This is a genomic window from Paraburkholderia solitsugae, from assembly GCF_013177695.1.
GTDB classification, from domain to species: Bacteria; Pseudomonadota; Gammaproteobacteria; order Burkholderiales; family Burkholderiaceae; genus Paraburkholderia; species Paraburkholderia solitsugae.
This window is the reverse complement of the sequence record NZ_WOEY01000011.1, coordinates 59,242-80,141: the sequence shown is the minus strand read 5'-3', so window position 1 is coordinate 80,141 and position 20,900 is coordinate 59,242. Positions and strand designations below refer to the sequence as shown.

Sequence of the window (20,900 nt, the reverse complement as noted above, 5' to 3'; positions counted from 1 at the left end):
CGTAATGTAACAAAAGGCATACATGGCACAAAGCAAAAGGAGACGACCGGGACCGGTCCTGTTTCGTTTACGCAACATGGTCTAAAATCAGAAGTTCGCCGCCAGAATTGTTGGAATCCGGGGGCTCCGTGACGCTGGTTTTGCCACGCAAAGCCTTGTCGCACGGACCTGCCAGTGCGGCGCGGCGGTTGTCGAATCAGGGAGTGCTGAATGTTTCTGGACGAGTTGATTAGCGAATTTGATCGGGGTTTACGCTCAATGACCGGCGTGTCGCGGATGAGTCGTCCATTGCCAGTTCCGCAAGAATCGGCGGCGGAGCCTGTCGAGCTCTCGCCGGCGGAGCGTGCGCATGCGGCCGGCTTGATGCGTGTGAACCACGTCGGTGAGGTGTGCGCCCAAGCGCTTTACCAGGCTCAGAAACTCGCTACCAGGTCGCCTTCTTTGCGGGCCGTGTTTAATCATGCTGCCATAGAAGAAGAGGATCATCTGGCGTGGACCGCCAAACGCCTCCAGGCGCTCGATTCGCGTCCAAGCCTGTTGAACCCGCTCTGGTATACAGGTGCGCTGGCAATCGGCCTCGCGGCAGGCCGCCTGGGTGATCGAGTGAGTCTCGGCTTCATGGCCGAAACCGAGCGACAGGTCGAACAGCATCTGGATAGCCATCTGGATCAGTTGCCCGCGGCAGACCGTGAGTCGCGCGCCATCGTCGAGCAGATGCGCGTGGACGAGGCGGAGCATGGTAAATCCGCGATGGACGCAGGCGGCGTCGAGTTGCCGTTCCCTGCTCGTGCGCTGATGCGTGCGGTATCGAAAGTCATGACACGCACGGCCTATTACCTATAAGTTCGAGACTTCTGCTCACGCACCGCCTGAGAGTGGGATGGCGCCTCGCGCGCCGTCCGCTCGAAATACCCGGAACGCCAGCAAACTCCTCCCGATCCCGCTTCACGATCTCTTACATTCCGCGCCTTTCCCTCGCACTTTTCACGTATCACCTTCACAAGATTCACTAGCTCATTCATTTATAACGGTTTTCCGTTTTATGTCTGATGTGAAGGAGTCGCGCTAAGTCCTTGTTCTAACAAACAAAATTCGCTCGAAAAGCGCGTATCTCCCTTGACCCCTGTTTAGCGTTCCTCTAAAGTGGGAGACAGTGTGAGAAAGTGTATTTTTGTGTGATCTCACGGGTAGTTTCGGGTAGATTTTCACGAATCGGGCAGCCGGCGCAAAAACGCCGCGGGCAACTAAGTTGCATGGGACCGGAGTACAGCGCTAAAGCGCTAACTCCGGTCGACAGGGAGAGCGAAGTGTTCCAAGGGGCGTCGGCGCTGACACTCGATGCGAAAGGGCGGATGTCGATTCCCTCTCGCTATCGGGATGCGCTGCAAACACAGGCAGAGGGCCGGGTGACGATCACCAAGCACCCGGACGGCTGCCTGTTGCTCTTTCCGCGCCCGGAGTGGGAGATCTTCCGCGACAAGGTCGACAAGCTGCCTATGAACGCAGCCTGGTGGAAGCGCATTTTTCTCGGCAATGCCATGGACGTCGATATGGACGGCGCGGGCCGCGTGCTCGTGTCGCCGGAATTACGCGCAGCCGGCTCGCTGGAGAAAGAAGTGACCTTGCTAGGCATGGGTCGTCACTTTGAATTGTGGGACGCACAAATTTACGCAGCAAAGGAACAGGCAGCGATCGCCGAGGGCATGCCCGAAGCGTTAAAGAATTTCACGTTCTGATCGCGGACTACATATATGGCACCTGCGATGGGAAATGAATTGCAGCATCGCACGGTGCTGTTGGAAGAGGCGGTCAACGCGCTGGTTACACGCGCGGACGGCGTTTATGTGGACGGTACGTTTGGGCGCGGCGGTCATAGCCGCCTGGTGTTGGAGAAGCTGGGTGAAGCGGGGCGCCTGATTGCGTTCGACAAAGACCCGCTCGCCATTGCTACGGCTCAGCAGATTGCAGATCCGCGCTTTGGCATCGTGCATGAGAGTTTTGCTTCACTGCGTGACGCGATTGCGGAGCGCGGGGTAGGTCGGGTGTCGGGCGTTTTGCTGGATCTGGGCGTGTCGTCGCCGCAAGTCGACGATCCGGAGCGGGGCTTCAGCTTTCGCGCCGACGGCCCGCTCGACATGCGGATGGACCCGACGCGCGGCGAGTCTGCTGCTGACTGGTTGGCGCGGGCCACGGTGCAGGAACTGACGGAGGTGATACGAGATTATGGGGAAGAACGGTTTGCTTTTCAGATTGCAAAGGCGCTTGTTGCTCGCCGGGCAGAGTCCGACCGTCTTGGGCCTCTCGTCAGCACGGGCGAGCTTGCCCAAATCGTGGCTAACGTCGTCAAAACCCGTGAGAAGGGCAAGGATCCGGCAACCCGCACCTTTCAAGCTATACGGATTCACATCAATCAAGAGCTTGCGGAGCTGCAAGTCGTTTTAGATGCAGCGTTGTCGCTGTTGGAGCAAGGGGGGCGGCTGGTGGTCATCAGCTTTCATTCGCTCGAGGACCGGATCGTCAAGCGATTCATGCAGGCGCACGCCAGTACGCCTGCGGTCGATCGCCGTCTGCCGATCCGTGCAGTCGATCTGCCGAGCCCTCCGCTCAAAATCATCGGCCGCGTGTTCGCCAGCGACGCTGAAGTCGCCGCGAACCCGCGCGCCCGTTCTGCCGTGATGCGTGTGGCGGAGCGGATTGCACCATGAATCGCCTCAATATCTTCCTGCTGATGATCGTGATGGGTTGCGCTTTGTCTGTCGTCAATGCAACCAATCAGCAGCGTCAGATCTTTATCCAGTTGCAGCGCGCGCAATCGCAGGAGCACCAGCTGCAGCAGGATTATTCACAGCTTCAATATCAGCAGAGCGCGTTGTCGAAGACGTCGCGCATCGAGCAGATCGCCACTGATTCTCTGAAGATGCAATCGGTTACGACCGGGCGCACCCAGTACTTGACGCTCGACCCGGGCGCTGCCAAGGCCGAGGACGCGCCGATCCCGACTTCCGGCCCGGCCTCGGCGCCGGTTGCGACTCGTCGAGGAGGCGTGCGATGAAAAAATCGTCGACTCGCAAAAGCGTCGCCTTTTCGGCGAACCCGATCCTGTCGGTGCGCTTGCCCATGTGGCGCTCGAAACTCGTCGTGTTCATGCTGTTCATGGCGTTTGTCGCGCTGGCCGCGCGCGCCTTCTGGATTCAGGGGCCGGGCAACGCCTTCTATCAGAAGCAGGGCGAGATCCGCTATCAGCGCCGGCTCGAACTGCCGGCCACGCGTGGCAAGATTCTCGACCGCAACGGCCTCGTGCTCGCCACGAGTCTGCCGGTGCGCGCAATCTGGGCGATTCCCGACTCGGTGCCGGACGATCTCGGCGCCGACAAGCTGAACCAGCTCGGCAAGCTGCTCGACATGACGAACAAGGAGCTACGCGCCAAGCTGTCGGAAGACAAGAACTTCGTCTATGTGAAGCGCCAGGTGCCGGTCGACGTCGCCGCGAAAGTCACCGCGCTGGACATCCCTGGCATTTATGCGCGCGACGAGTACAAGCGCTTCTATCCGGAAGGCGAGATCACGGCTCACCTGATTGGCTTCACCAATGTGGAAGACGAAGGTCAGGAAGGTGTCGAACTCGGCGACCAGAAGTTGCTGGCCGGCATGTCGGGCAGCCGCCGCGTCATTAAAGACCGCATGGGCCACATCATCGAAGATGTGGACGAGCAGGTCGTGCCGCACAACGGGCAGGACGTCGATCTCTCGATCGACAGCAAGATCCAGTACATCGCTTATACGAACCTGAAAGCGGCCGTCGAGAAATTCAAGGCGAAGGCCGGCGCGGCGATGGTGATCGACGTCCGCACGGGCGAAGTGCTGGCGCTCGTTAACTACCCGACGTACAACCCGAACGACCGTTCGCACCTGACTGGCGATCAACTGCGCAACCGCATCCTGACGGACACCTTCGAGCCGGGCTCGATCATGAAGCCGTTCACGATCTCGCTGGCACTCGATCTGCACCGCGTCACGCCGACTACACTGGTTGATACAGGCGGCGGCCGTTTCGTGCTCGACGGCGCGCCGATTACTGACGACAGCGCGTTCGGCGTGCTGACGGTGGGCGGCGTGATCCAGAAGTCGAGCAACATCGGCGCGACGAAGATCGCCATGCAGCTCAAGCCCGAAGAGATGTGGAATATGTATACCAGCATCGGTCTCGGCCAGGCGCCGAAGGTCGGTTTCCCGGGTGCGGCGGCGGGCCGTCTGCGGCCGTGGAAGAGCTGGCGCCGCATCGAACAGGCGACCATGTCATATGGCTACGGCCTGTCGGTGTCGCTGTTCCAGTTGGGCCGTGCGTACACCGCGATCGCGCATGACGGCGAGATCATGCCGGTATCGATTTTCCGCACGTCTGGCGATCAGCCGGCAACGGGGCCGCAAATTTTCGCGCCCACCACCGCTCGCGAAGTGCGTGCGATGCTCGAAACCGTCACGGCGCCGGGCGGCACGTCGCCTGACGCGGCTGTGCCGGGCTATCGCGTTGGCGGCAAGAGCGGTACCGCATACAAACACGGCGCTCACGGCTACGACCACTCCAAGTACCGCGCTTCGTTCGTCGGCATGGCGCCGATGCCGAATCCGCGCATCGTCGTCGCCGTGTCGGTCGACGAACCGACGGCGGGTAGCCACTTCGGCGGCCAGGTGTCCGGCCCGGTGTTCTCGGCGATCGTCGGCGATACGCTGCGTTCGCTGAATGTGCCGCCGGATATGCCCGTTAAACAGATGGTCGTGTCGGACGATTCGGCGCCTGCCGCGCCGAGCGCACCGCCCTCGCCCGCAACGGTCAAGAAACTCTCCACCAGCGGTGGCGCGAAGAAGATGACGATCTCCGCCAACGCGAACAGCCATCCTGGAGTTGTGCGATGAGCGCGTTGCGTAAGAAGCATCCAGCGCACCGGCAAATTGCCGACGCACTGAACTGGCTGCACGCTCGCGTGCAGCCAGGCGCGCATCTGCACGCCGACACGCGCTCGCTTGCGGCGGGCGACGCGTTTTTCGCCTATGCGGTCGACGGTGCGGACAACCGCCCGTTCATCGACGGTGCGATCGAGCGTGGCGCGGCAGCCGTGCTGGTTCAGCCCGAAGGCTTTAGCGGCGCGATCGATTCGTCCACGACACTGGCCGTGCCGGCGTTGAACGAACTCGCTGGTTCGATTGCGAGCGCCTGGTATAACGATCCGAGCGACGGCATGCTGGCGATCGGCGTCACCGGCACGAACGGCAAGACCTCCTGCAGCCAATGGATCTCGGCGGCGTTGACCGCGCTTGGCAAGCGTTGCGCGATCATCGGTACGCTCGGTACCGGTCTGCCGGGTCACCTCGTGCACACTGGCTTCACGACGCCCGACGCGCCCCAACTGCAACGCAGTCTCGCGCAATTGCGCGACGCCGGCGCGCAAGCGGTGGCGATGGAAGTGTCGTCGCACGCGCTGCATCAAGGCCGCGTGAACGGCACGGCGTTCGACATTGCCGTGTTCACGAATCTCACGCAAGACCATCTCGACTATCACGGCACGTTCGAAGCGTACGAAGCCGCCAAGGCGCGTCTGTTTGCCTGGCCGGAATTGCGCGCCGCGGTGATCAATCGCGACGATCCCGCCGGCCGTCGTTTGCTCGCCAGCACGCAGGGTCACGCCCGCACGATCGCGTACGGCCTCGACGAGGCGCTGAAGGACGCGTCGGACGCCGGTGCGCCGCAAGCCGACGCGTTGTTGCTCGCGTCGAACGTGCGCGCTACGGCGACAGGTACCGCGTTTCACCTCGTCACGTCCGACTGGGGCAACGCCGAAGTCGAAGTGCAAACGCTTGGCGCATTCAACGTCAGCAATCTGCTCGGCGTACTCGGCGCCTTGCTCGCCGCCGACGTGCCGTTCGACGCGGCGCTCGCCGAACTCGCGAAGCTCGAGCCGGTGAACGGCCGCATGCAACGCCTCGGCGGCCGCTTGCAGAACGACGAACCACTCATCGTGATCGACTATGCACACACGCCCGACGCGCTGGAAAAGACCCTCGAAGCACTGCGCCCGATGGCGGCCGCACGTGGTGGCGAGCTGATCTGCATGTTCGGTTGCGGCGGCGACCGTGACGCCACCAAGCGTCCGCTGATGGGTGCGATCGCCGAGAAGCTCGCCGACGGCGTCGTTGTGACGAGCGACAACCCGCGCAGCGAAGATCCGCAGTCGATCATCGAGCAGATTGCCGCAGGCATGAAAGACGCGTCTAAGGCGCGCCGCATCGAGGACCGCGCGAGCGCGATCCTGCAAGCGATCCGCGGCGCCGCTCGCGAAGACGTCATCGTGCTGGCCGGCAAGGGGCACGAAGCAACACAGGAAATCATGGGTAAGAAACGCGCTTTCTCCGATCAGGATCACGCTCGCCTTGCGCTCGCCGCACGTGCGACGCACGCACGCGGAGGTGGCGAATGACCATGTTCTCGCTGCGTGAAGCCGCCGCGCTGATCCCCGGCGCAACCGTGCTGGGTGACGATAGCGTCACGTTCGAACGCGTGTCGACCGATAGCCGTAGCGCCGGTCCGGGCGATCTGTTCGTCGCGATCAAGGGTGACCGTTTCGACGCGCACGACTTCCTGCCGGACGTGGCGTCACGCAACGTCACGGCAGCGCTGGTGACGCGCACGCCTGACGACTGGCATGTGCCCGCTTTGCGCGTGGCTGATACGCGTGTCGCGCTCGGTGCGCTTGCGCGGGGCTGGCGGCGCAAATTCAGCATGCCGCTCGTCGCCGTGACGGGCAGCAACGGCAAGACGACGGTCAAGGAAATGATCGCGTCGATTTTCGCCGCTGCGGTCGGCGCGGACTCACGCCTCGCGACTGCTGGCAACTTCAACAACGATATCGGTTTGCCGCTCACGCTGTTCCGCTTGCAATCCGCGCATCAACTGGCGGTGGTTGAACTCGGCATGAACCATCCGGGCGAAACCTCGCTGCTCGCGAAGATCGCCGAGCCGACGGTCGCGGTGGTGAACAACGCACAACGCGAGCATCAGGAATTCATGGCGACGGTCGAAGCCGTCGCACTCGAACATGCGAGCGTGATCCACGCGCTGTCGCCTGAAGGTGTCGCCGTGTTCCCGGCTGACGATGCATACGCAAGCATCTGGCGTGTCGCTGCAACCGGCGACTCCATCATCGACTTCGCTTTGAATACCCCCGAGCGCGTGACCGAAGCCGCCGTAACCGGCACGTTCACGGGCAATCTTCTGAGCATCGACACGCCCGAAGGCCACGTCGATGTGACGCTGCAAGTTCTGGGCGACCACAACGCGCACAACGCGTTGGCCGCGACGTCGGCCGCGCTTGCCGCAGGCGTGTCGCTCGACGCGATCAAGCGCGGCCTCGAATCGTTCGGCGCCGTGAAAGGCCGCTTGCAGGTGAAGCGCGCAGCGCTCGGCACGCTCGCCGGCGCAACCGTGATCGACGACACCTACAACGCGAATCCCGACTCGATGCGCGCGGCGATCGACGTGCTCGCGTCGCTCGCATCGCCGCGCGTGCTGGTGATGGGCGACATGGGCGAAGTTGGCGACAACGGCCCGGCGTTTCACCGCGAAATCGGTGCCTACGCCAAAGAACGCGGCATCGACGCGCTGTACGCCATGGGCGACGCCTCGCGCGACGCCTGCACCGCGTATGGCGCGGGCGCGCATCACGTGGCCGATATCGGCACGTTGGTCGCGCAATTGCAGCAAGCGGATTTCGGCGCTGCTGCAACGCTTCTCGTGAAAGGTTCGCGCTTCATGCAAATGGAACGCGTGGTGGACGCCGTAACGAGTCCACAACCCAACGCAGCGGGCAATACGCCCGCTGCACATTGAAATAGAAGGACCGAAGCATGCTACTGGCGCTGGCGCAATGGCTGCAGAATGACGCAAGCTTCTTGCGCGTGTTCAGTTATCTGACTTTCCGTGCGGTGATGGCCACCATCACCGCGCTGCTGATCGGGCTCGTCTGTGGCCCGGCGGTGATCCGCAAGCTGACCGCGATGAAGGTCGGTCAGGCCGTTCGTAAAGACGGTCCGCAAACGCACCTCGTCAAATCCGGTACGCCGACCATGGGCGGCGTGCTGATTCTGCTCGGCATTGCCGTGGCGACGCTGTTGTGGGCCGATCTGACCAACCGCTTCATCTGGATCGTGATGCTCGTCACGTTTGGCTTCGGCGTGATCGGCTGGGTCGACGATTACCGCAAGGTGGTCCACAAAGACCCGCGCGGGATGTCGTCGCGCGAAAAGTATTTCTGGCAGTCGGTCATCGGTTTGTTCGCCGCGGTGTATCTGGCGTTCAGCGTATCGGAAGCGAGCAACGTGCGCGTGTTCGACCTGTTCATGGCGTGGGTACGCAGCGGTTTGTCGATGGGCTTGCCGGCGCGCGCCGATCTGTTGCTGCCGTTCGTCAAGTCGATCAGCTATCCGCTCGGCGTGTGGGGCTTCATCGTGTTGACGTATCTGGTGATTGTCGGTGCGAGCAATGCGGTCAATCTAACCGACGGCCTCGATGGTCTCGTGATCATGCCGGTCGTGCTGGTCGGCGCATCGCTCGGCGTGTTCGCCTACGTGATGGGTAGCTCGGTCTATTCGAAGTACCTGCTGTTTCCGCACATCGCCGGTGCGGGCGAGTTGTTGATCTTCTGTTCGGCAATGGGAGGGGCAGGGCTCGCGTTCCTCTGGTTCAACACGCACCCGGCGCAGATGTTCATGGGCGACGTCGGCGCATTGGCGCTGGGCGGCGCGCTCGGTACAGTCGCGGTGATCGTGCGTCAGGAAATCGTGCTCTTCATCATGGGTGGCATTTTCGTCGCGGAGACGCTCTCCGTGATGCTGCAGGTTACGTGGTTCAAGTTCACCAAGCGCCGCTTCGGCGAAGGGCGGCGTCTCTTCAAGATGGCGCCGCTGCATCACCATTTCGAATTGTCGGGTTGGAAAGAAACGCAGGTGGTCGTGCGTTTCTGGATCATCACGCTGATGTTGTGTCTGTTCGGTTTGTCCACGCTCAAGTTGCGTTAAGTCGTATTTAGGGGAAGCAGGCGATGTTTGGCGAGAAGTTTCGGGATCGGCAAAAGCCGATGGTGCTCGTGCTGGGACTGGGTGAATCCGGTCTCGCGATGGCGCGCTGGTGCGCGCGGCACGGCTGTCGGCTGCGTGTGGCCGATACGCGCGAGGTGCCGCCGAACCTGTCCGCGCTGGAAGCGCACGGCGTCGATGCCGACTTCGTCGGCGGTCCGTTTTCGCTCTCGTTGCTCGAAGGCGTTGAACTCGTGGCGATCAGTCCGGGCTTGTCGCCGCTCGCCGCCGACTTGTTGCCGCTGATCGCGGCGGCGCGTGAGCAGGACATCCCCGTGTGGGGCGAACTCGAATTCTTCGCGCAAGCGTTGAAGACGCTCGGCGAAAGCGGCTATGCACCGAAGGTGATCGCGATCACCGGCACCAACGGCAAGACCACGACGACGAGCCTGACCGGTCTCTTGTGTGAACGCGCCGGCAAGAAGGTCGCGGTGGCGGGCAACATCAGCCCGGCCGCGCTGGACAAGCTCAGCGAAGCGATCGACAACACCGCGTTGCCCGACGTGTGGGTACTGGAACTGTCGAGCTTCCAGCTGGAAACCGCCCATACGTTTACGCCGGATGCAGCGGTCGTGTTGAACATCACGCAAGACCACCTTGATTGGCACGGCGGCCTTGATGCGTACGCCGCAGCGAAGGGCCGCATCTTTGGTACACACACCGTGCGCGTGCTGAATCGCGATGACGCCCGCGTAATGGCACTCACGCCGTCTGCTGACAGCGAAGCAGTGATGGTCACGTTCGGCGTGACCGAGCCGAAGAACGACGGCGACTATGGTCTGCTGCGCGACAACGGCATGATCTGGCTGGTCGAAGCGCACGATCGCGACGCCAGCGACGAACCTGCGCCGACGCGCCGACGCAAGAACGAAGTGGCAGCGCCGAAGAACATCGCGCTCAAACGCCTGATGCCGGCGGACGCCTTGCGTATCCGCGGCTTGCACAACGCCGCGAACGCGCTGGCCGCGTATGCGTTGGCACGCGCGATCGGTCTGCCGGGCGCGCCGCTGCTGCACGGCCTGCGTGAATACCGTGGCGAGCCGCATCGCGTGGAATTGATCGCGTCGATTGAAGGCGTCGATTACGTCGACGACAGCAAGGGCACCAATGTCGGCGCGACGGTTGCCGCGCTCGACGGCCTCGCGCAGCGCGCGGTGCTGATCGCCGGCGGCGACGGCAAGGGCCAGGATTTCGAGCCGCTCGCTGAGCCGGTGATGCGCTGGTGCCGCGCCGTGATGCTGATCGGGCGCGATGCGCCGCAGATTCGTGCCGCGCTGGAAGACACCGGCATCGCGATGACCGACCACGCGACGCTCGAAGAAGCGACGCGGGCCGCTACTGCATTGGCGCAGCCGGGAGACGCCGTGCTGCTGTCGCCGGCTTGCGCGAGCTTCGACATGTTCAAGGGCTACGCACATCGCGCGGCGGTGTTTCGCAGCACGGTGGAAGACATCGCAGCCGAACGGGGGACGATGATATGAGCTGGTCGGAACGCTTCGGTTCGCGCCTCGCCGGCTCCCGTGCAGGCGATGGTGATATGAGCAGCGCGGGTCGCACCTCCGGCCGCACCGGCGGCAGTGGTCTCGCGAGCGCCGTGAACGGCGTGCGTCCGCTGCGCTCGCGGATGCTCGACTACGATCACTCGTTGCTATGGGTCGTCGTCGCTTTGCTCGGCCTCGGCGTCGTGATGGTGTATTCGGCGTCGATCGCGATGCCCGATTCGCCGAAGTACGCGTCGTACCGCGACTACGCATTCCTCGTGCGCCAGATCATTTTCGTGGTGATGGGCTCGGTGATCGGTGTCGTGTCGTTCCGCATCCCGATCTCGACGTGGGATAAGTACGCGCCAAAGCTCTTCCTGATTTCGCTGGCCGCGCTGGTGATCGTGCTGATTCCGCACATCGGTAAGGGCGTGAACGGCGCGCGTCGTTGGATTCCGCTCGGCATCACGAACATGCAGCCTTCGGAAATCATGAAGCTGGCCGTGACGATTTACGCCGCGAACTACACGGTGCGCAAGCAGGAATACATGCACAGCTTCGCCAAGGGCTTTCTGCCGATGGCGGTGGCCGTGGGTCTCGTCGGCGCGTTGCTGCTGCTCGAACCGGACATGGGCGCGTTTATGGTGATCGCCGCGATCGCGATGGGCGTGTTGTTCCTCGGTGGCGTGAATGGCAAGCTGTTCGGCGGCCTGGTGGCCACCGCGGTCGGCACGTTCAGCTTGCTGGTGTGGGCGTCGCCGTGGCGTCGTGAGCGGATCTTCGCTTACCTCGATCCGTGGGACGACCGTTACGCGCAGGGCAAGGCTTATCAATTGACGCACTCGCTGATCGCATTCGGGCGCGGCGAGTGGTTCGGGGTGGGCTTGGGCGGCAGTGTCGAGAAGCTTAACTATCTGCCGGAAGCGCATACCGACTTCATCCTCGCGGTGATCGGCGAGGAGCTCGGTTTTGTCGGCGTGTTGGTCGTGATCCTGATGTTCTACTGGATCGTACGCCGCTCGTTCGAGATCGGCCGTCAGGCACTCGCACTCGACCGCACGTTCGCGGGTCTGGTGGCGAAGGGCATCGGCATCTGGTTCGGCGCGCAGACTTTCATCAACATGGGCGTGAATCTTGGCCTGCTGCCGACCAAAGGTTTGACGTTGCCGCTCGTCAGCTATGGCGGTTCGGGCATCTTGCTGAACTGCGTGGCGGTGGCGGTGTTGATGCGTGTGGATTATGAAAATCGTGTGCTGATGCGTGGGGGGAAGGTATGACCCCCATGCAGCAGCACACGATTTCGGCGAAGCCAAAACGAATTCCTTTTTTTGCTGATGCGTGGGGGGAAGGTATGACCCCCATGCAGCAGCGCACGATTTCGGCGGAGGCTAACTTCGTGCGCAAAGCGCGCGAAGTTAAGCGAAGCGGCCGGAGCCAAAACGAGTTCCTTTTCTTGCTGATGCGTGGGGGGAAGGTATGACCGCTGTGCCGCAACGCACGCTGATGGTGATGGCCGGTGGCACCGGGGGACATGTGTTCCCGGGGCTCGCGGTCGCGCACCTGATGCAGGCGTGGGGCTGGAAGGTCGTATGGCTGGGCAATCCTGCAGGCATGGAAGCGACGCTGGTGCCGAAGCACGGCATCCCGATGGAATACGTGCGCTTCGGCGGACTGCGCGGCAAGGGCCTGAAAACCAAGCTGATGCTGCCGCTGACCCTGCTGCGTGCCTGCTCGCAGAGTTTGAGTGTGCTGCGTCGTGTGAAGCCAGACGTCGTGCTTGGCATGGGCGGCTACATCACGTTTCCGGCGGGTTTGATGACCGCGTTGAGCGGCCGTCCGCTGGTACTGCATGAACAGAATTCGATCGCGGGTCTCGCCAACAAGGTGCTCGCGAAAGTCGCCAAGCGCGTGCTGGTTGCATTCCCGAATGCGCTGCCGCACGGCGAATGGACCGGAAACCCAATTCGTGCGGAACTTGCGCGCGCAATTGCACCCAAAGCACGCTACGCTGCGCGCAGCGGTCCGCTGAATGTGCTGGTGGTGGGCGGCAGTCTGGGTGCGGCGGCGTTGAATGAAGTGGTGCCGCGCGCCGTTGCGCTGCTGGCGCCGAATGAACGTCCGCGCATCGTGCATCAGGCGGGCGCAAAGCATATCGAAGCGTTGCGTGAGAACTATGCGGCGGCGGGTCTGCAAGCCGGTGCCGATGTCGAACTCGTGCCCTTCATTGACGACATGACGAGCGCGTACTCGAATGCGGATCTGGTGATCTGCCGTTCGGGCGCGATGACGGTGTCGGAGATTTCAGCAGTAGGGGTGGCGGCGTTCTTCGTGCCGTTCCCATTTGCAGTAGACGATCACCAAACCACTAATGCAGCGTTCCTCGCCGACAACGGCGCGGCGCTGCTCGTGCAGCAACGCGACCTGTCGGCGGAAATGCTCGCCGACTGGTTGCGCAGCCAGACGCGAGAGACCCTCGCGGAGATGGCGGAGCGTTCGCGCTCGCTCGCGAAACCCGACGCCACGGAACAGGTCGCGCAGATTTGCGCGACTGTGGCGGGTTCGATTTCGGGCGCGAGCCCAGAAGGAAAGCAATGAAACACATCGTCAAACATATTCACTTTGTCGGCATCGGCGGTGTTGGCATGAGCGGCATCGCAGAGGTGCTGGTCAACCTCGGCTATCAGGTGAGCGGCTCGGATCTGTCGAGCAACGCGGTCACCGATCGCCTCGCCGCGCTCGGCGCGCGGATCGCGATCGGTCACGCGGCGGAGAACATCGAAGGCGCGAACGCGGTTGTCGTCTCCACAGCGGTGCGCAGCGACAATCCGGAAGTGCTGGCGGCGCGTCATCGCCGCATTCCGATCGTGCCGCGCGCGGTGATGCTCGCCGAACTGATGCGCCTGAAGCAGGGCATCGCGATTGCCGGCACGCACGGCAAGACCACGACCACCTCACTGGTGGCGAGCGTGCTGGCCGCGGGCGGCCTCGATCCGACGTTCGTGATCGGCGGCCGGCTGATCAGCGCGGGCGCGAATGCGCGTCTGGGTACGGGCGATTTCATCGTCGCCGAAGCGGACGAGTCGGATGCGTCGTTCCTGAATCTGTTCCCGGTGATCGAAGTCATCACGAACATCGACGCCGATCACATGGACACCTATGGCCACGATTTCGCGCGGCTCAAGCAGGCGTTCATCGAATTCACGCACCGTCTGCCGTTCTATGGGATCGCGGTGCTGTGCGTCGACGATCCGAACGTGAAAGAGATCCTGCCGTTCGTGTCGAAGCCGATCATCCGCTACGGCTTTGCGCCGGACGCGCAAGTGCGCGCAGTCAATGTAGAAGCGCGCAACGGCAAGATGCATTTCACGGCAATGCGCGAAGACGCAGCGCCGATTGACATCATTTTGAACCTGCCCGGCGAGCACAACGTACAGAACGCTTTGGCCGCAATCGCAATTGCGACTGAACTTGAAGTGAAAGATGCCGATATCCAGCGAGCGCTGGCGGATTTCAACGGCGTGGGCCGACGCTTCCAGCGCTACGGCGAAGTGCCGGTCGTGTCGGAAGGCAAACCTGCCGGCGCGTACACGCTGGTCGACGACTACGGTCATCACCCCGTTGAAATGGCGGCAACGGTGGCGGCGGCGCGTGGGGCATTTCCGGGGCGGCGTCTGGTACTGGCATTCCAGCCGCACCGCTTTACGCGCACGCGCGATTGCTTCGAAGATTTTGTGAAGGTGTTGTCGACCGTCGACGCACTCGTGCTGACAGAAGTCTATTCAGCCGGTGAAACGCCGATCGTCGCCGCGGACGGCCGCGCCTTGGCGCGCGCGCTGCGCGTCGTGGGTAAGGTCGAACCGGTGTTTGTCGATACGGTGGATGAAGTGCCGGACGCGCTCTCAGCAGTGGTGCGCGACGGCGATGTGGTGATCACGATGGGCGCGGGCTCGATCGGCAGTGTGCCGGGACGCCTCGCGCAAGAAACGAAGGTATGAGATGAGCAGCATCGACCCTAAACAATTCGGCAAAGTGGCAGTGCTGCTCGGTGGGGATTCCGCCGAGCGCGAGGTGTCGCTCAATTCCGGCCGCCTCGTGCTGCAAGGTCTGCGCGACGCCGGTATCGACGCGCATCCGTTCGATCCGGCCGAGCGTCCGCTCGCTGCGTTGAAAGATGAAGGCTTCGTGCGCGCCTTCAACGTGCTGCATGGCGGTTATGGCGAGAACGGCCAGATTCAAGGCGCGCTCGACTTCTACGGCATTCGCTACACGGGTAGCGGCGTGCTCGGTTCGGCGCTCGGTCTGGACAAATTCCGCACCAAGCTCGTGTGGCAGCAACTCGGTATTCCGACGCCGCCGTTCGAAGCCGTGCTGCGCGGCGACGACTACGAAGCGCGTGCGAAAGACATCGTCGCGAAGCTTGGCTTGCCGCTGTTCGTGAAGCCGGCCAGCGAAGGTTCGAGCGTCGCGGTGATCAAGGTGAAAAGCGCCGACGCATTGCCGGCAGCGCTGCTCGAAGCGGTCAAGTACGACAAGATTGTCGTGGTCGAAAAGAGCATTGAAGGCGGCGGCGAGTACACCGCGTGCATCGCCGGCGATCTCGATCTGCCCGTGATTCGCATCGTGCCGGCTGGCGAGTTCTATGACTACCACGCGAAGTACATCGCCAACGACACGCAGTACCTGATTCCGTGCGGTCTGGCGGCGGACGAAGAGTCGCGCCTGAAAGTGCTGGCGCGCCGCGCGTTCGACGTGCTCGGCTGCACCGATTGGGGCCGTGCCGATTTCATGCTCGACGCTGACGGCAACCCGTACTTCCTCGAAGTGAACACGGCGCCCGGGATGACCGATCACTCGCTGCCGCCGAAAGCGGCGCGCGCGGTGGGCATCAGCTATCAGGAACTGGTTGTCGGCGTGTTGGCGCTGACGCTCAAGGACTAACAAAGGACTAACCGGGGTAACCCGAAAGCAACACCATGTGGAACAACGTTCGCCAGCTCAATCTCGCCGCCAACGCATTGCATGCGGTGCTGGTGCTCGTGCTGCTGGCGGCAGGCGGTTACTGGCTGATCCAGCGTCCGAATTTCGCGCTGCGCGAAATCCAGATCGATGGCGACACCGAGCACATCAATTCGCCGACGGTGCGCGCCGGTGTAGTAGGGCGGTTGAAGGGCAACTTTTTCACAGTGGATCTCGACGTCGCGCGTCAGGCGTTCGAGCAGATGCCGTGGGTGCGTCATGCGAGTGTGCGGCGGGTCTGGCCGAATGCGCTGGCTGTCACGCTTGAAGAGTACAAACCGCTAGGAACGTGGGGCAGCGATCAGCTGGTCAGCGTGGACGGCGAACTGTTCACCGCGAATCAGGGCGAGCTCGAAGAGGAGCTGCCCGCGTTCGACGGCCCGGACGGAACGGCAAAAGAAGTCGTCGCGCGTTATAGCGACTTCAAGAAGTGGTTTGCGCCGTTGGGCGCAACGCCCGAAGAAGTGACGCTGTCGCCGCGTTACGCGTGGACGGTGAAGCTGTCGAACGGAACGCAGGTGGAACTTGGGCGCGAACGCAATCAGGACACGTTGCTCGATCGGAGCCGCCGCCTGACCGCGGCGTGGAACGCGGTGACGCAACGTTGGGGAAAGGATATCGAGTATGCGGACTTGCGCTATCCGAACGGTTTCGCGATTCGTGCCGCTGGCATGCGCTTTATCAGCGAACCCGACAAGGGCAAGAAGTAAACGGACATCACACGCAATGAGCACGCTATGAGTAAAGACTATAAAGATCTGCTGGTCGCCCTCGACATTGGGACGTCGAAGGTCGTGGCCATCGTCGCCGAACTGAAAGGCGAAGGTCACTACGAGGTGATCGGACTCGGCCAGAGCGAATCAAAGGGGCTCAAGAAAGGCGTGGTGGTGAACATCGAGGCCACCGTGCAGTCTATTCAGCGCGCGCTTGAAGAAGCCGAGCTGATGGCCGACTGCAAGATTACGAACGTGTTTACCGGGATCGCCGGCAGCCATATCCGCAGCTTCAATTCGAGCGGCATGGTGGCGATCAAGGAGAAGGAAGTCACGCAGACGGACGTCGCACGCGTGATCGAGACGGCGAAGGCGATCAACATCCCGACCGATCAGCAGGTGCTGCACATCCTGACGCAGGAATTCATCATCGACGGCCAGGAAGATGTGCGCGAGCCGATCGGCATGAGCGGCATCCGTTTGGAAGTGAAGGTGCATATCGTCACCGGCGCGGTGAGCGCGGCGCAGAACATTGTGAAGTGCGTGCGCCGCTGCGGGCTCGAAGTGAACGATCTGATCTTGCAGCCGCTCGCTTCGTCGCTGGCGGTGCTGACGGAAGACGAAAAAGAGCTCGGCGTGGTGCTGGTCGATATCGGCGGCGGCACGACGGATATTGCGATTTTCAGCGAAGGCGCGATTCGTCACACGGCGGTGATTCCGATCGCCGGCGACCAGATCACCAGCGACATCGCGATGGCCTTGCGTACGCCAACGCCGGACGCGGAAGACATCAAGGTCGACTACGGCATTGCGAAGCAAGCCCTGGCCGATCCGGACGAAATGATCGAAGTGCCGGGTCTCGGCGAGCGCGGGCCGCGCACGCTGTCGCGCCAGGCACTGGCGGCAGTGGTCGAGCCGCGTGTCGAAGAACTGTTTTCGCTCGTGCAGCAAGTGGTGCGCGAGTCGGGTTACGAGGAACTGCTGAGCTCCGGTGTGGTGCTGACCGGTGGCGCGTCGATGATGCTCGGCATGGTCGAACTCGGCGAGGACATTTTCCTGAAGCCGGTGCGCATCGGCGTGCCGGAATACGCGGGCGGTCTCGCCGATGTCGTGCGTAACCCGCGTTATTCGACGGCGATGGGTCTGCTCTTCGAAGGACGCTCGCAACGGATGCGCGGCCGCAAGGTCGCTGTGCAGTCGGGGTCGATGGGCCAGGTCTTCACGCGAATGAAAGACTGGTTCCTCGGCAACTTCTAACGAATTCGCGTTTCAGAACAGGTTTCGAAAACTCGCGCCGGTGCCGGCGGCTGGCGCGCGACAGGAGGTTGCCCGATCTCCTGCCGAATAACGGCCGAGTGGCTGTAATTTTTTATCTTGACGGAGGCAACATGGAATTCCAGATGCTGGAAACCGAAACGAACGGCACCATCATCAAGGTGATCGGAGTAGGTGGCGCTGGCGGCAATGCCGTTCAGCACATGATCAACAAAGGCGTGCAAGGCGTCGACTTCATCGTGATGAACACGGACGCGCAGGCTCTGTCGCGCTCGCGCGCTTCCGCGGTGATCCAGCTCGGTAACACGGGTCTGGGCGCTGGCGCAAAGCCTGAAATGGGCCGCGCGGCAGCAGAAGAAGCACGTGAGCGCATCGCCGACGCATTGCGCGGCGCGCACATGGTCTTCATCACCGCCGGTATGGGCGGCGGCACGGGCACGGGCGCAGCACCCGTGGTTGCGCAGATCGCCAAGGAAATGGGTATCTTGACTGTTGGCGTGGTCAGCAAGCCGTTCGAATTCGAAGGCGGCAAGCGGATGCGCGTGGCAGAAGCGGGTTCGCAGCAACTGGAGGATCACGTCGACTCGCTGATCGTCGTTCTGAACGACAAGCTGTTCGAGGTGATGGGCGATGACGCCGAGATGGACAAGTGCTTCCAGTGCGCAGACGACGTTCTCAACAACGCAGTGGCCGGTATCGCGGAAATCATCAACGTCGACGGTCTGGTGAACGTCGACTTCGAAGACGTGAAGACGGTGATGGGCGAGCAGGGCAAGGCGATGATGGGCACGGCGACGGTGGCCGGTGTCGATCGCGCACGTCTGGCTGCTGAGCAGGCTGTGGCCAGCCCGCTGCTGGAAGGGGTGGATCTGTCGGGCGCGCGTGGCGTGCTGGTCAACATCACGTCGAGCCGTTCGCTGCGTCTGTCGGAAACGCGCGAAGTGATGAACACCATCAAGAGCTATGCGGCAGAAGACGCAACCGTGATCTTCGGCGCGGTGTACGACGATGCAATGGGCGACGCGCTGCGCGTGACGGTCGTGGCAACGGGTCTGGGCCGTGCGGCGAAGAAGCAGCAATCGGCACCGATGACGCTGCTGCGTACCGGCACGGACAACCAGCCGATCGGCGCAATGCAGCACGCTGCTTACGCACCGTCGTCGTCGCATGCAAGCACGGCCGATTACGGCGCGCTGGATACGCCGGCTGTGTGGCGCACGTCGCGCGATACGGCGGCTTCGCACGTGCAGGCGCTGCAGGAAAAGGGCGTCGATACGTACGACATTCCGGCGTTCCTGCGCAAGCAGGCGGACTGAGCGCACGAGCAGGCTTTCGTTGCCGCGCTGTTTTAGCGGCGCTGGCAGACGAATGCACGAGCGTGGCGGGTGAACGGCGAACAAGTCGCGTATCGTTTGATTCGCGGCCAGGACAAGTGCCCTCTTCGGATTCGCGAAGCGGATGGGGCCACTGTCGCCGGATGGCGGAGCCTGTCGTTAGGCAGACGCTGAATTCACTGCGACACGACAACGTGCGAGCGTGCTTCGCATCGATGCAAAGGACTGAGCATGATTCAGACAGGTGAAAAGCTGCCCGACGCGACGCTCTTCGAGTTCGTCGAAGACGCGCGGGCGCGGGCTGCACGCTGGGGCCTAACAGCTTCGACGTGCGCGAGCAGACGGCAGGTAAGCGCGTGGTGATCTTCGGGTTGCCGGGAGCGTTTACGCCGACCTGTTCGGCCAAACATGTACCGGGTTACGTCGAGCACGCCGAGCAGTTGCGCGCGCTCGGCATCGACGAGATCTGGTGCGTGTCCGTCAACGACGCGTTCGTAATGGGCGCGTGGGGACGCGATCAGCACGCCTCGGGCAAGGTGCGCATGATGGCGGACGGCAGCGCGGCTTTCACGCGGGCGCTCGGTCTTGAGCAGGATTTGTCGGCGCGCGGCATGGGAATCCGTTCCCAGCGCTACGCGATGGTTGTCGACGACGGCGTGGTCAAGACGTTGAACGTCGAGGCTGCCGGCAAATTCGAAGTCAGCGATGCAGGGAGTATCCTCGCTACGTTGAGCTAGTTACGATTGCGTTCTATGCCAACGTCCCGAGTCTGCGCGGTTACCGCGTTGTATCAGGGCAACGGCGCATAAGACGCTTTTGTGACGGGCCGTTACGCGGGCCGATGACCGGAAACGCCTCCGTTCCGGACATCGGCCCGTCACGCTTTCCCTGACGGGCGCCCATTGAGTAATGCAGCGAAACAGATTGATACGTTCCGTGCAACGACGCTCCTTAGGGTATTGGAGTATACTTCGCGCTATGGAATAAAAAATCCCGATTGGGATTTTCAATCGAATAGAAGATCACCATGCTGAAGCAGCGCACTATCAAATCAATTGTCAAGACAGTCGGCATTGGCCTGCACTCCGGCCGCAAAGTCGAACTGACGCTCCGCCCGGCGGCGGCCAACACCGGCATCGTGTTTTCGCGCGTGGATTTGCCCACGCCGGTGGATATTCCCGCGTCGGCGATGGCGATTGGCGATACGCGTTTGGCTTCCGTGTTGCAGAAAGACGGCGCGCGCGTGTCGACCATCGAGCATTTGATGTCCGCATGCGCAGGCCTCGGCATCGATAACCTCTATATCGATGTCACCGCCGAAGAAATTCCGATCATGGACGGCAGTGCGGGTTCGTTCGTGTTTCTGATTCAGTCGGCCGGTATTGAGGAACAGAACGCACCGAAGAAATTCATTAAGGTCACCAAGCCGGTCGAAATTCGCGACGGCGATAAGTTCGCGCGCCTCGATCCGTATTTCGGCTTCAAGCTCAAATTCACCATCGATTTCCGTCACCCGGCTGTGGATAAGACCGGTCAGGCGCTGGAAGTGGATTTCGCCAATACGTCGTATGTGCGCGAAATCGCTCGTGCGCGTACGTTCGGCTTTGCGCATGAAGTGGAAATGATGCGCGAACTCGGTTTGGCACGCGGCGGCAGCATGGATAACGCCATCGTGCTGGACGAATACCGCATTCTGAACAACGACGGCCTGCGTTACGACGACGAGTTCGTGAAGCACAAGATGCTCGACGCGATCGGCGACCTGTACGTGGTCGGCCATCCGTTGCTGGCTTCGTACACGGCGTACAAGTCGGGCCACGGCCTGAACAACGCTTTGCTGCGCGAGTTGCTGGCGCATGAAGATGCGTACGAAATCGTCACGTTCGACGACACGCAGAAGGCGCCGCGCGGCTTCGCGTACGAAACGCAAACGGCGTTTGCCTAATCGGCGTAGC

Annotated in this window: 18 protein-coding genes and 1 pseudogene; all 19 read left to right on the top strand. The window is 62.3% G+C overall.

All coding sequences use genetic code 11. The features are described from left to right. The first annotated feature begins 210 nt into the window (after nt 1–210). The 19 genes and pseudogenes from coq7 (at nt 211) to lpxC (ending at nt 20,890) form a co-directional block, all read left to right on the top strand. Complete coding sequence (gene coq7 / locus GNZ12_RS02160) at nt 211–843, top strand: 2-polyprenyl-3-methyl-6-methoxy-1,4-benzoquinone monooxygenase (RefSeq protein ID WP_172308781.1); 633 nt, start codon at nt 211–213, stop codon at nt 841–843. Nucleotides 844–1,307: 464 nt separating this feature from the next. Continuing rightward, nucleotides 1,308–1,736, top strand: a complete 429-nt coding sequence (gene mraZ / locus GNZ12_RS02155; RefSeq protein WP_006053203.1) for a division/cell wall cluster transcriptional repressor MraZ — start codon at nt 1,308–1,310, stop codon at nt 1,734–1,736. 15 nt (nt 1,737–1,751) lie between these two features. Beyond that, a complete protein-coding gene (gene rsmH / locus GNZ12_RS02150) occupies nt 1,752–2,705 on the top strand; it encodes a 16S rRNA (cytosine(1402)-N(4))-methyltransferase RsmH (RefSeq protein WP_172308780.1) in 954 nt (317 codons plus the stop codon). Continuing rightward, nucleotides 2,702–3,052, top strand: coding sequence for a cell division protein FtsL (ftsL, locus tag GNZ12_RS02145; RefSeq protein WP_074282108.1), 351 nt, complete (start codon nt 2,702–2,704; stop codon nt 3,050–3,052). The genes rsmH and ftsL overlap by 4 nt, the downstream gene beginning before the upstream one ends. Next, nucleotides 3,049–4,914, top strand: a complete 1,866-nt coding sequence (locus GNZ12_RS02140) for a peptidoglycan D,D-transpeptidase FtsI family protein (protein ID WP_172308779.1) — start codon at nt 3,049–3,051, stop codon at nt 4,912–4,914. Before ftsL ends, GNZ12_RS02140 begins: the two co-directional genes overlap by 4 nt. Then, nucleotides 4,911–6,473 (top strand): UDP-N-acetylmuramoyl-L-alanyl-D-glutamate--2,6-diaminopimelate ligase, encoded by a 1,563-nt coding sequence (locus GNZ12_RS02135; RefSeq protein ID WP_172308778.1) that lies wholly within the window; start codon nt 4,911–4,913, stop codon nt 6,471–6,473. The genes GNZ12_RS02140 and GNZ12_RS02135 overlap by 4 nt, the downstream gene beginning before the upstream one ends. Next, nucleotides 6,470–7,882: a UDP-N-acetylmuramoyl-tripeptide--D-alanyl-D-alanine ligase gene (locus GNZ12_RS02130; protein ID WP_172308777.1), complete on the top strand. Its 1,413-nt coding sequence runs from the start codon at nt 6,470–6,472 to the stop codon at nt 7,880–7,882. Before GNZ12_RS02135 ends, GNZ12_RS02130 begins: the two co-directional genes overlap by 4 nt. Nucleotides 7,883–7,899: 17 nt before the next feature. After that, nucleotides 7,900–9,069 (top strand): phospho-N-acetylmuramoyl-pentapeptide-transferase, encoded by a 1,170-nt coding sequence (gene mraY / locus GNZ12_RS02125; protein WP_074282112.1) that lies wholly within the window; start codon nt 7,900–7,902, stop codon nt 9,067–9,069. Between the two features lie 23 nt (nt 9,070–9,092). After that, a complete protein-coding gene (gene murD / locus GNZ12_RS02120; protein ID WP_172308776.1) occupies nt 9,093–10,607 on the top strand; it encodes a UDP-N-acetylmuramoyl-L-alanine--D-glutamate ligase in 1,515 nt (504 codons plus the stop codon). Continuing rightward, the gene (gene ftsW / locus GNZ12_RS02115) at nt 10,604–11,884 is read left to right on the top strand and encodes a putative lipid II flippase FtsW (protein ID WP_172308775.1); all 1,281 of its coding nucleotides are present in this window, start codon (nt 10,604–10,606) and stop codon (nt 11,882–11,884) included. Before murD ends, ftsW begins: the two co-directional genes overlap by 4 nt. Beyond that, nucleotides 11,881–12,087: a hypothetical protein gene (locus tag GNZ12_RS02110; RefSeq protein WP_172308727.1), complete on the top strand. Its 207-nt coding sequence runs from the start codon at nt 11,881–11,883 to the stop codon at nt 12,085–12,087. The genes ftsW and GNZ12_RS02110 overlap by 4 nt, the downstream gene beginning before the upstream one ends. Continuing rightward, a complete protein-coding gene (gene murG, locus GNZ12_RS02105) occupies nt 12,084–13,202 on the top strand; it encodes an undecaprenyldiphospho-muramoylpentapeptide beta-N-acetylglucosaminyltransferase (RefSeq protein ID WP_172308774.1) in 1,119 nt (372 codons plus the stop codon). Before GNZ12_RS02110 ends, murG begins: the two co-directional genes overlap by 4 nt. Further along, the gene (gene murC / locus GNZ12_RS02100) at nt 13,199–14,602 is read left to right on the top strand and encodes a UDP-N-acetylmuramate--L-alanine ligase (protein ID WP_172308773.1); all 1,404 of its coding nucleotides are present in this window, start codon (nt 13,199–13,201) and stop codon (nt 14,600–14,602) included. The genes murG and murC overlap by 4 nt, the downstream gene beginning before the upstream one ends. Before the next feature lies 1 nt (nt 14,603). Beyond that, nucleotides 14,604–15,545, top strand: a complete 942-nt coding sequence (locus GNZ12_RS02095) for a D-alanine--D-alanine ligase (protein WP_172308772.1) — start codon at nt 14,604–14,606, stop codon at nt 15,543–15,545. A 35-nt stretch (nt 15,546–15,580) separates the two neighbouring features. Beyond that, nucleotides 15,581–16,333, top strand: a complete 753-nt coding sequence (locus tag GNZ12_RS02090) for a cell division protein FtsQ/DivIB (RefSeq protein WP_172308771.1) — start codon at nt 15,581–15,583, stop codon at nt 16,331–16,333. Nucleotides 16,334–16,360: 27 nt separating this feature from the next. Then, nucleotides 16,361–17,593: a cell division protein FtsA gene (gene ftsA, locus GNZ12_RS02085; protein ID WP_074282118.1), complete on the top strand. Its 1,233-nt coding sequence runs from the start codon at nt 16,361–16,363 to the stop codon at nt 17,591–17,593. A 131-nt stretch (nt 17,594–17,724) separates the two neighbouring features. Further along, nucleotides 17,725–18,927 carry a cell division protein FtsZ gene (gene ftsZ / locus GNZ12_RS02080; RefSeq protein ID WP_074282119.1) on the top strand — a complete coding sequence of 401 codons (1,203 nt, stop codon included), beginning with the start codon at nt 17,725–17,727 and terminating at the stop codon, nt 18,925–18,927. Between the two features lie 249 nt (nt 18,928–19,176). Beyond that, a pseudogene (locus tag GNZ12_RS02075) lies at nt 19,177–19,682 on the top strand (redoxin family protein). Nucleotides 19,683–19,972: 290 nt separating this feature from the next. Beyond that, entirely contained in the window at nt 19,973–20,890 is a 918-nt protein-coding gene (gene lpxC / locus GNZ12_RS02070; RefSeq protein WP_097390468.1) for a UDP-3-O-acyl-N-acetylglucosamine deacetylase, read from the top strand. The last annotated feature ends 10 nt before the right edge of the window (nt 20,891–20,900 follow it).

Bases quoted from the DNA above. Each gene is read 5' to 3' on its own strand.
- coq7 (WP_172308781.1), top strand. From the start codon at position 211: ATGTTTCTGGACGAGTTGATTAGCGAATTTGATCGGGGTTTACGCTCA.
- rsmH (WP_172308780.1), top strand. From the start codon at position 1,752: ATGGCACCTGCGATGGGAAATGAATTGCAGCATCGCACGGTGCTGTTG.
- ftsL (WP_074282108.1), top strand. From the start codon at position 2,702: ATGAATCGCCTCAATATCTTCCTGCTGATGATCGTGATGGGTTGCGCT.
- GNZ12_RS02140 (WP_172308779.1), top strand. From the start codon at position 3,049: ATGAAAAAATCGTCGACTCGCAAAAGCGTCGCCTTTTCGGCGAACCCG.
- GNZ12_RS02135 (WP_172308778.1), top strand. From the start codon at position 4,911: ATGAGCGCGTTGCGTAAGAAGCATCCAGCGCACCGGCAAATTGCCGAC.
- GNZ12_RS02130 (WP_172308777.1), top strand. From the start codon at position 6,470: ATGACCATGTTCTCGCTGCGTGAAGCCGCCGCGCTGATCCCCGGCGCA.
- mraY (WP_074282112.1), top strand. From the start codon at position 7,900: ATGCTACTGGCGCTGGCGCAATGGCTGCAGAATGACGCAAGCTTCTTG.
- murD (WP_172308776.1), top strand. From the start codon at position 9,093: ATGTTTGGCGAGAAGTTTCGGGATCGGCAAAAGCCGATGGTGCTCGTG.
- ftsW (WP_172308775.1), top strand. From the start codon at position 10,604: ATGAGCTGGTCGGAACGCTTCGGTTCGCGCCTCGCCGGCTCCCGTGCA.
- GNZ12_RS02110 (WP_172308727.1), top strand. From the start codon at position 11,881: ATGACCCCCATGCAGCAGCACACGATTTCGGCGAAGCCAAAACGAATT.
- murG (WP_172308774.1), top strand. From the start codon at position 12,084: ATGACCGCTGTGCCGCAACGCACGCTGATGGTGATGGCCGGTGGCACC.
- murC (WP_172308773.1), top strand. From the start codon at position 13,199: ATGAAACACATCGTCAAACATATTCACTTTGTCGGCATCGGCGGTGTT.
- GNZ12_RS02095 (WP_172308772.1), top strand. From the start codon at position 14,604: ATGAGCAGCATCGACCCTAAACAATTCGGCAAAGTGGCAGTGCTGCTC.
- GNZ12_RS02090 (WP_172308771.1), top strand. From the start codon at position 15,581: ATGTGGAACAACGTTCGCCAGCTCAATCTCGCCGCCAACGCATTGCAT.
- ftsA (WP_074282118.1), top strand. From the start codon at position 16,361: ATGAGTAAAGACTATAAAGATCTGCTGGTCGCCCTCGACATTGGGACG.
- ftsZ (WP_074282119.1), top strand. From the start codon at position 17,725: ATGGAATTCCAGATGCTGGAAACCGAAACGAACGGCACCATCATCAAG.
- lpxC (WP_097390468.1), top strand. From the start codon at position 19,973: ATGCTGAAGCAGCGCACTATCAAATCAATTGTCAAGACAGTCGGCATT.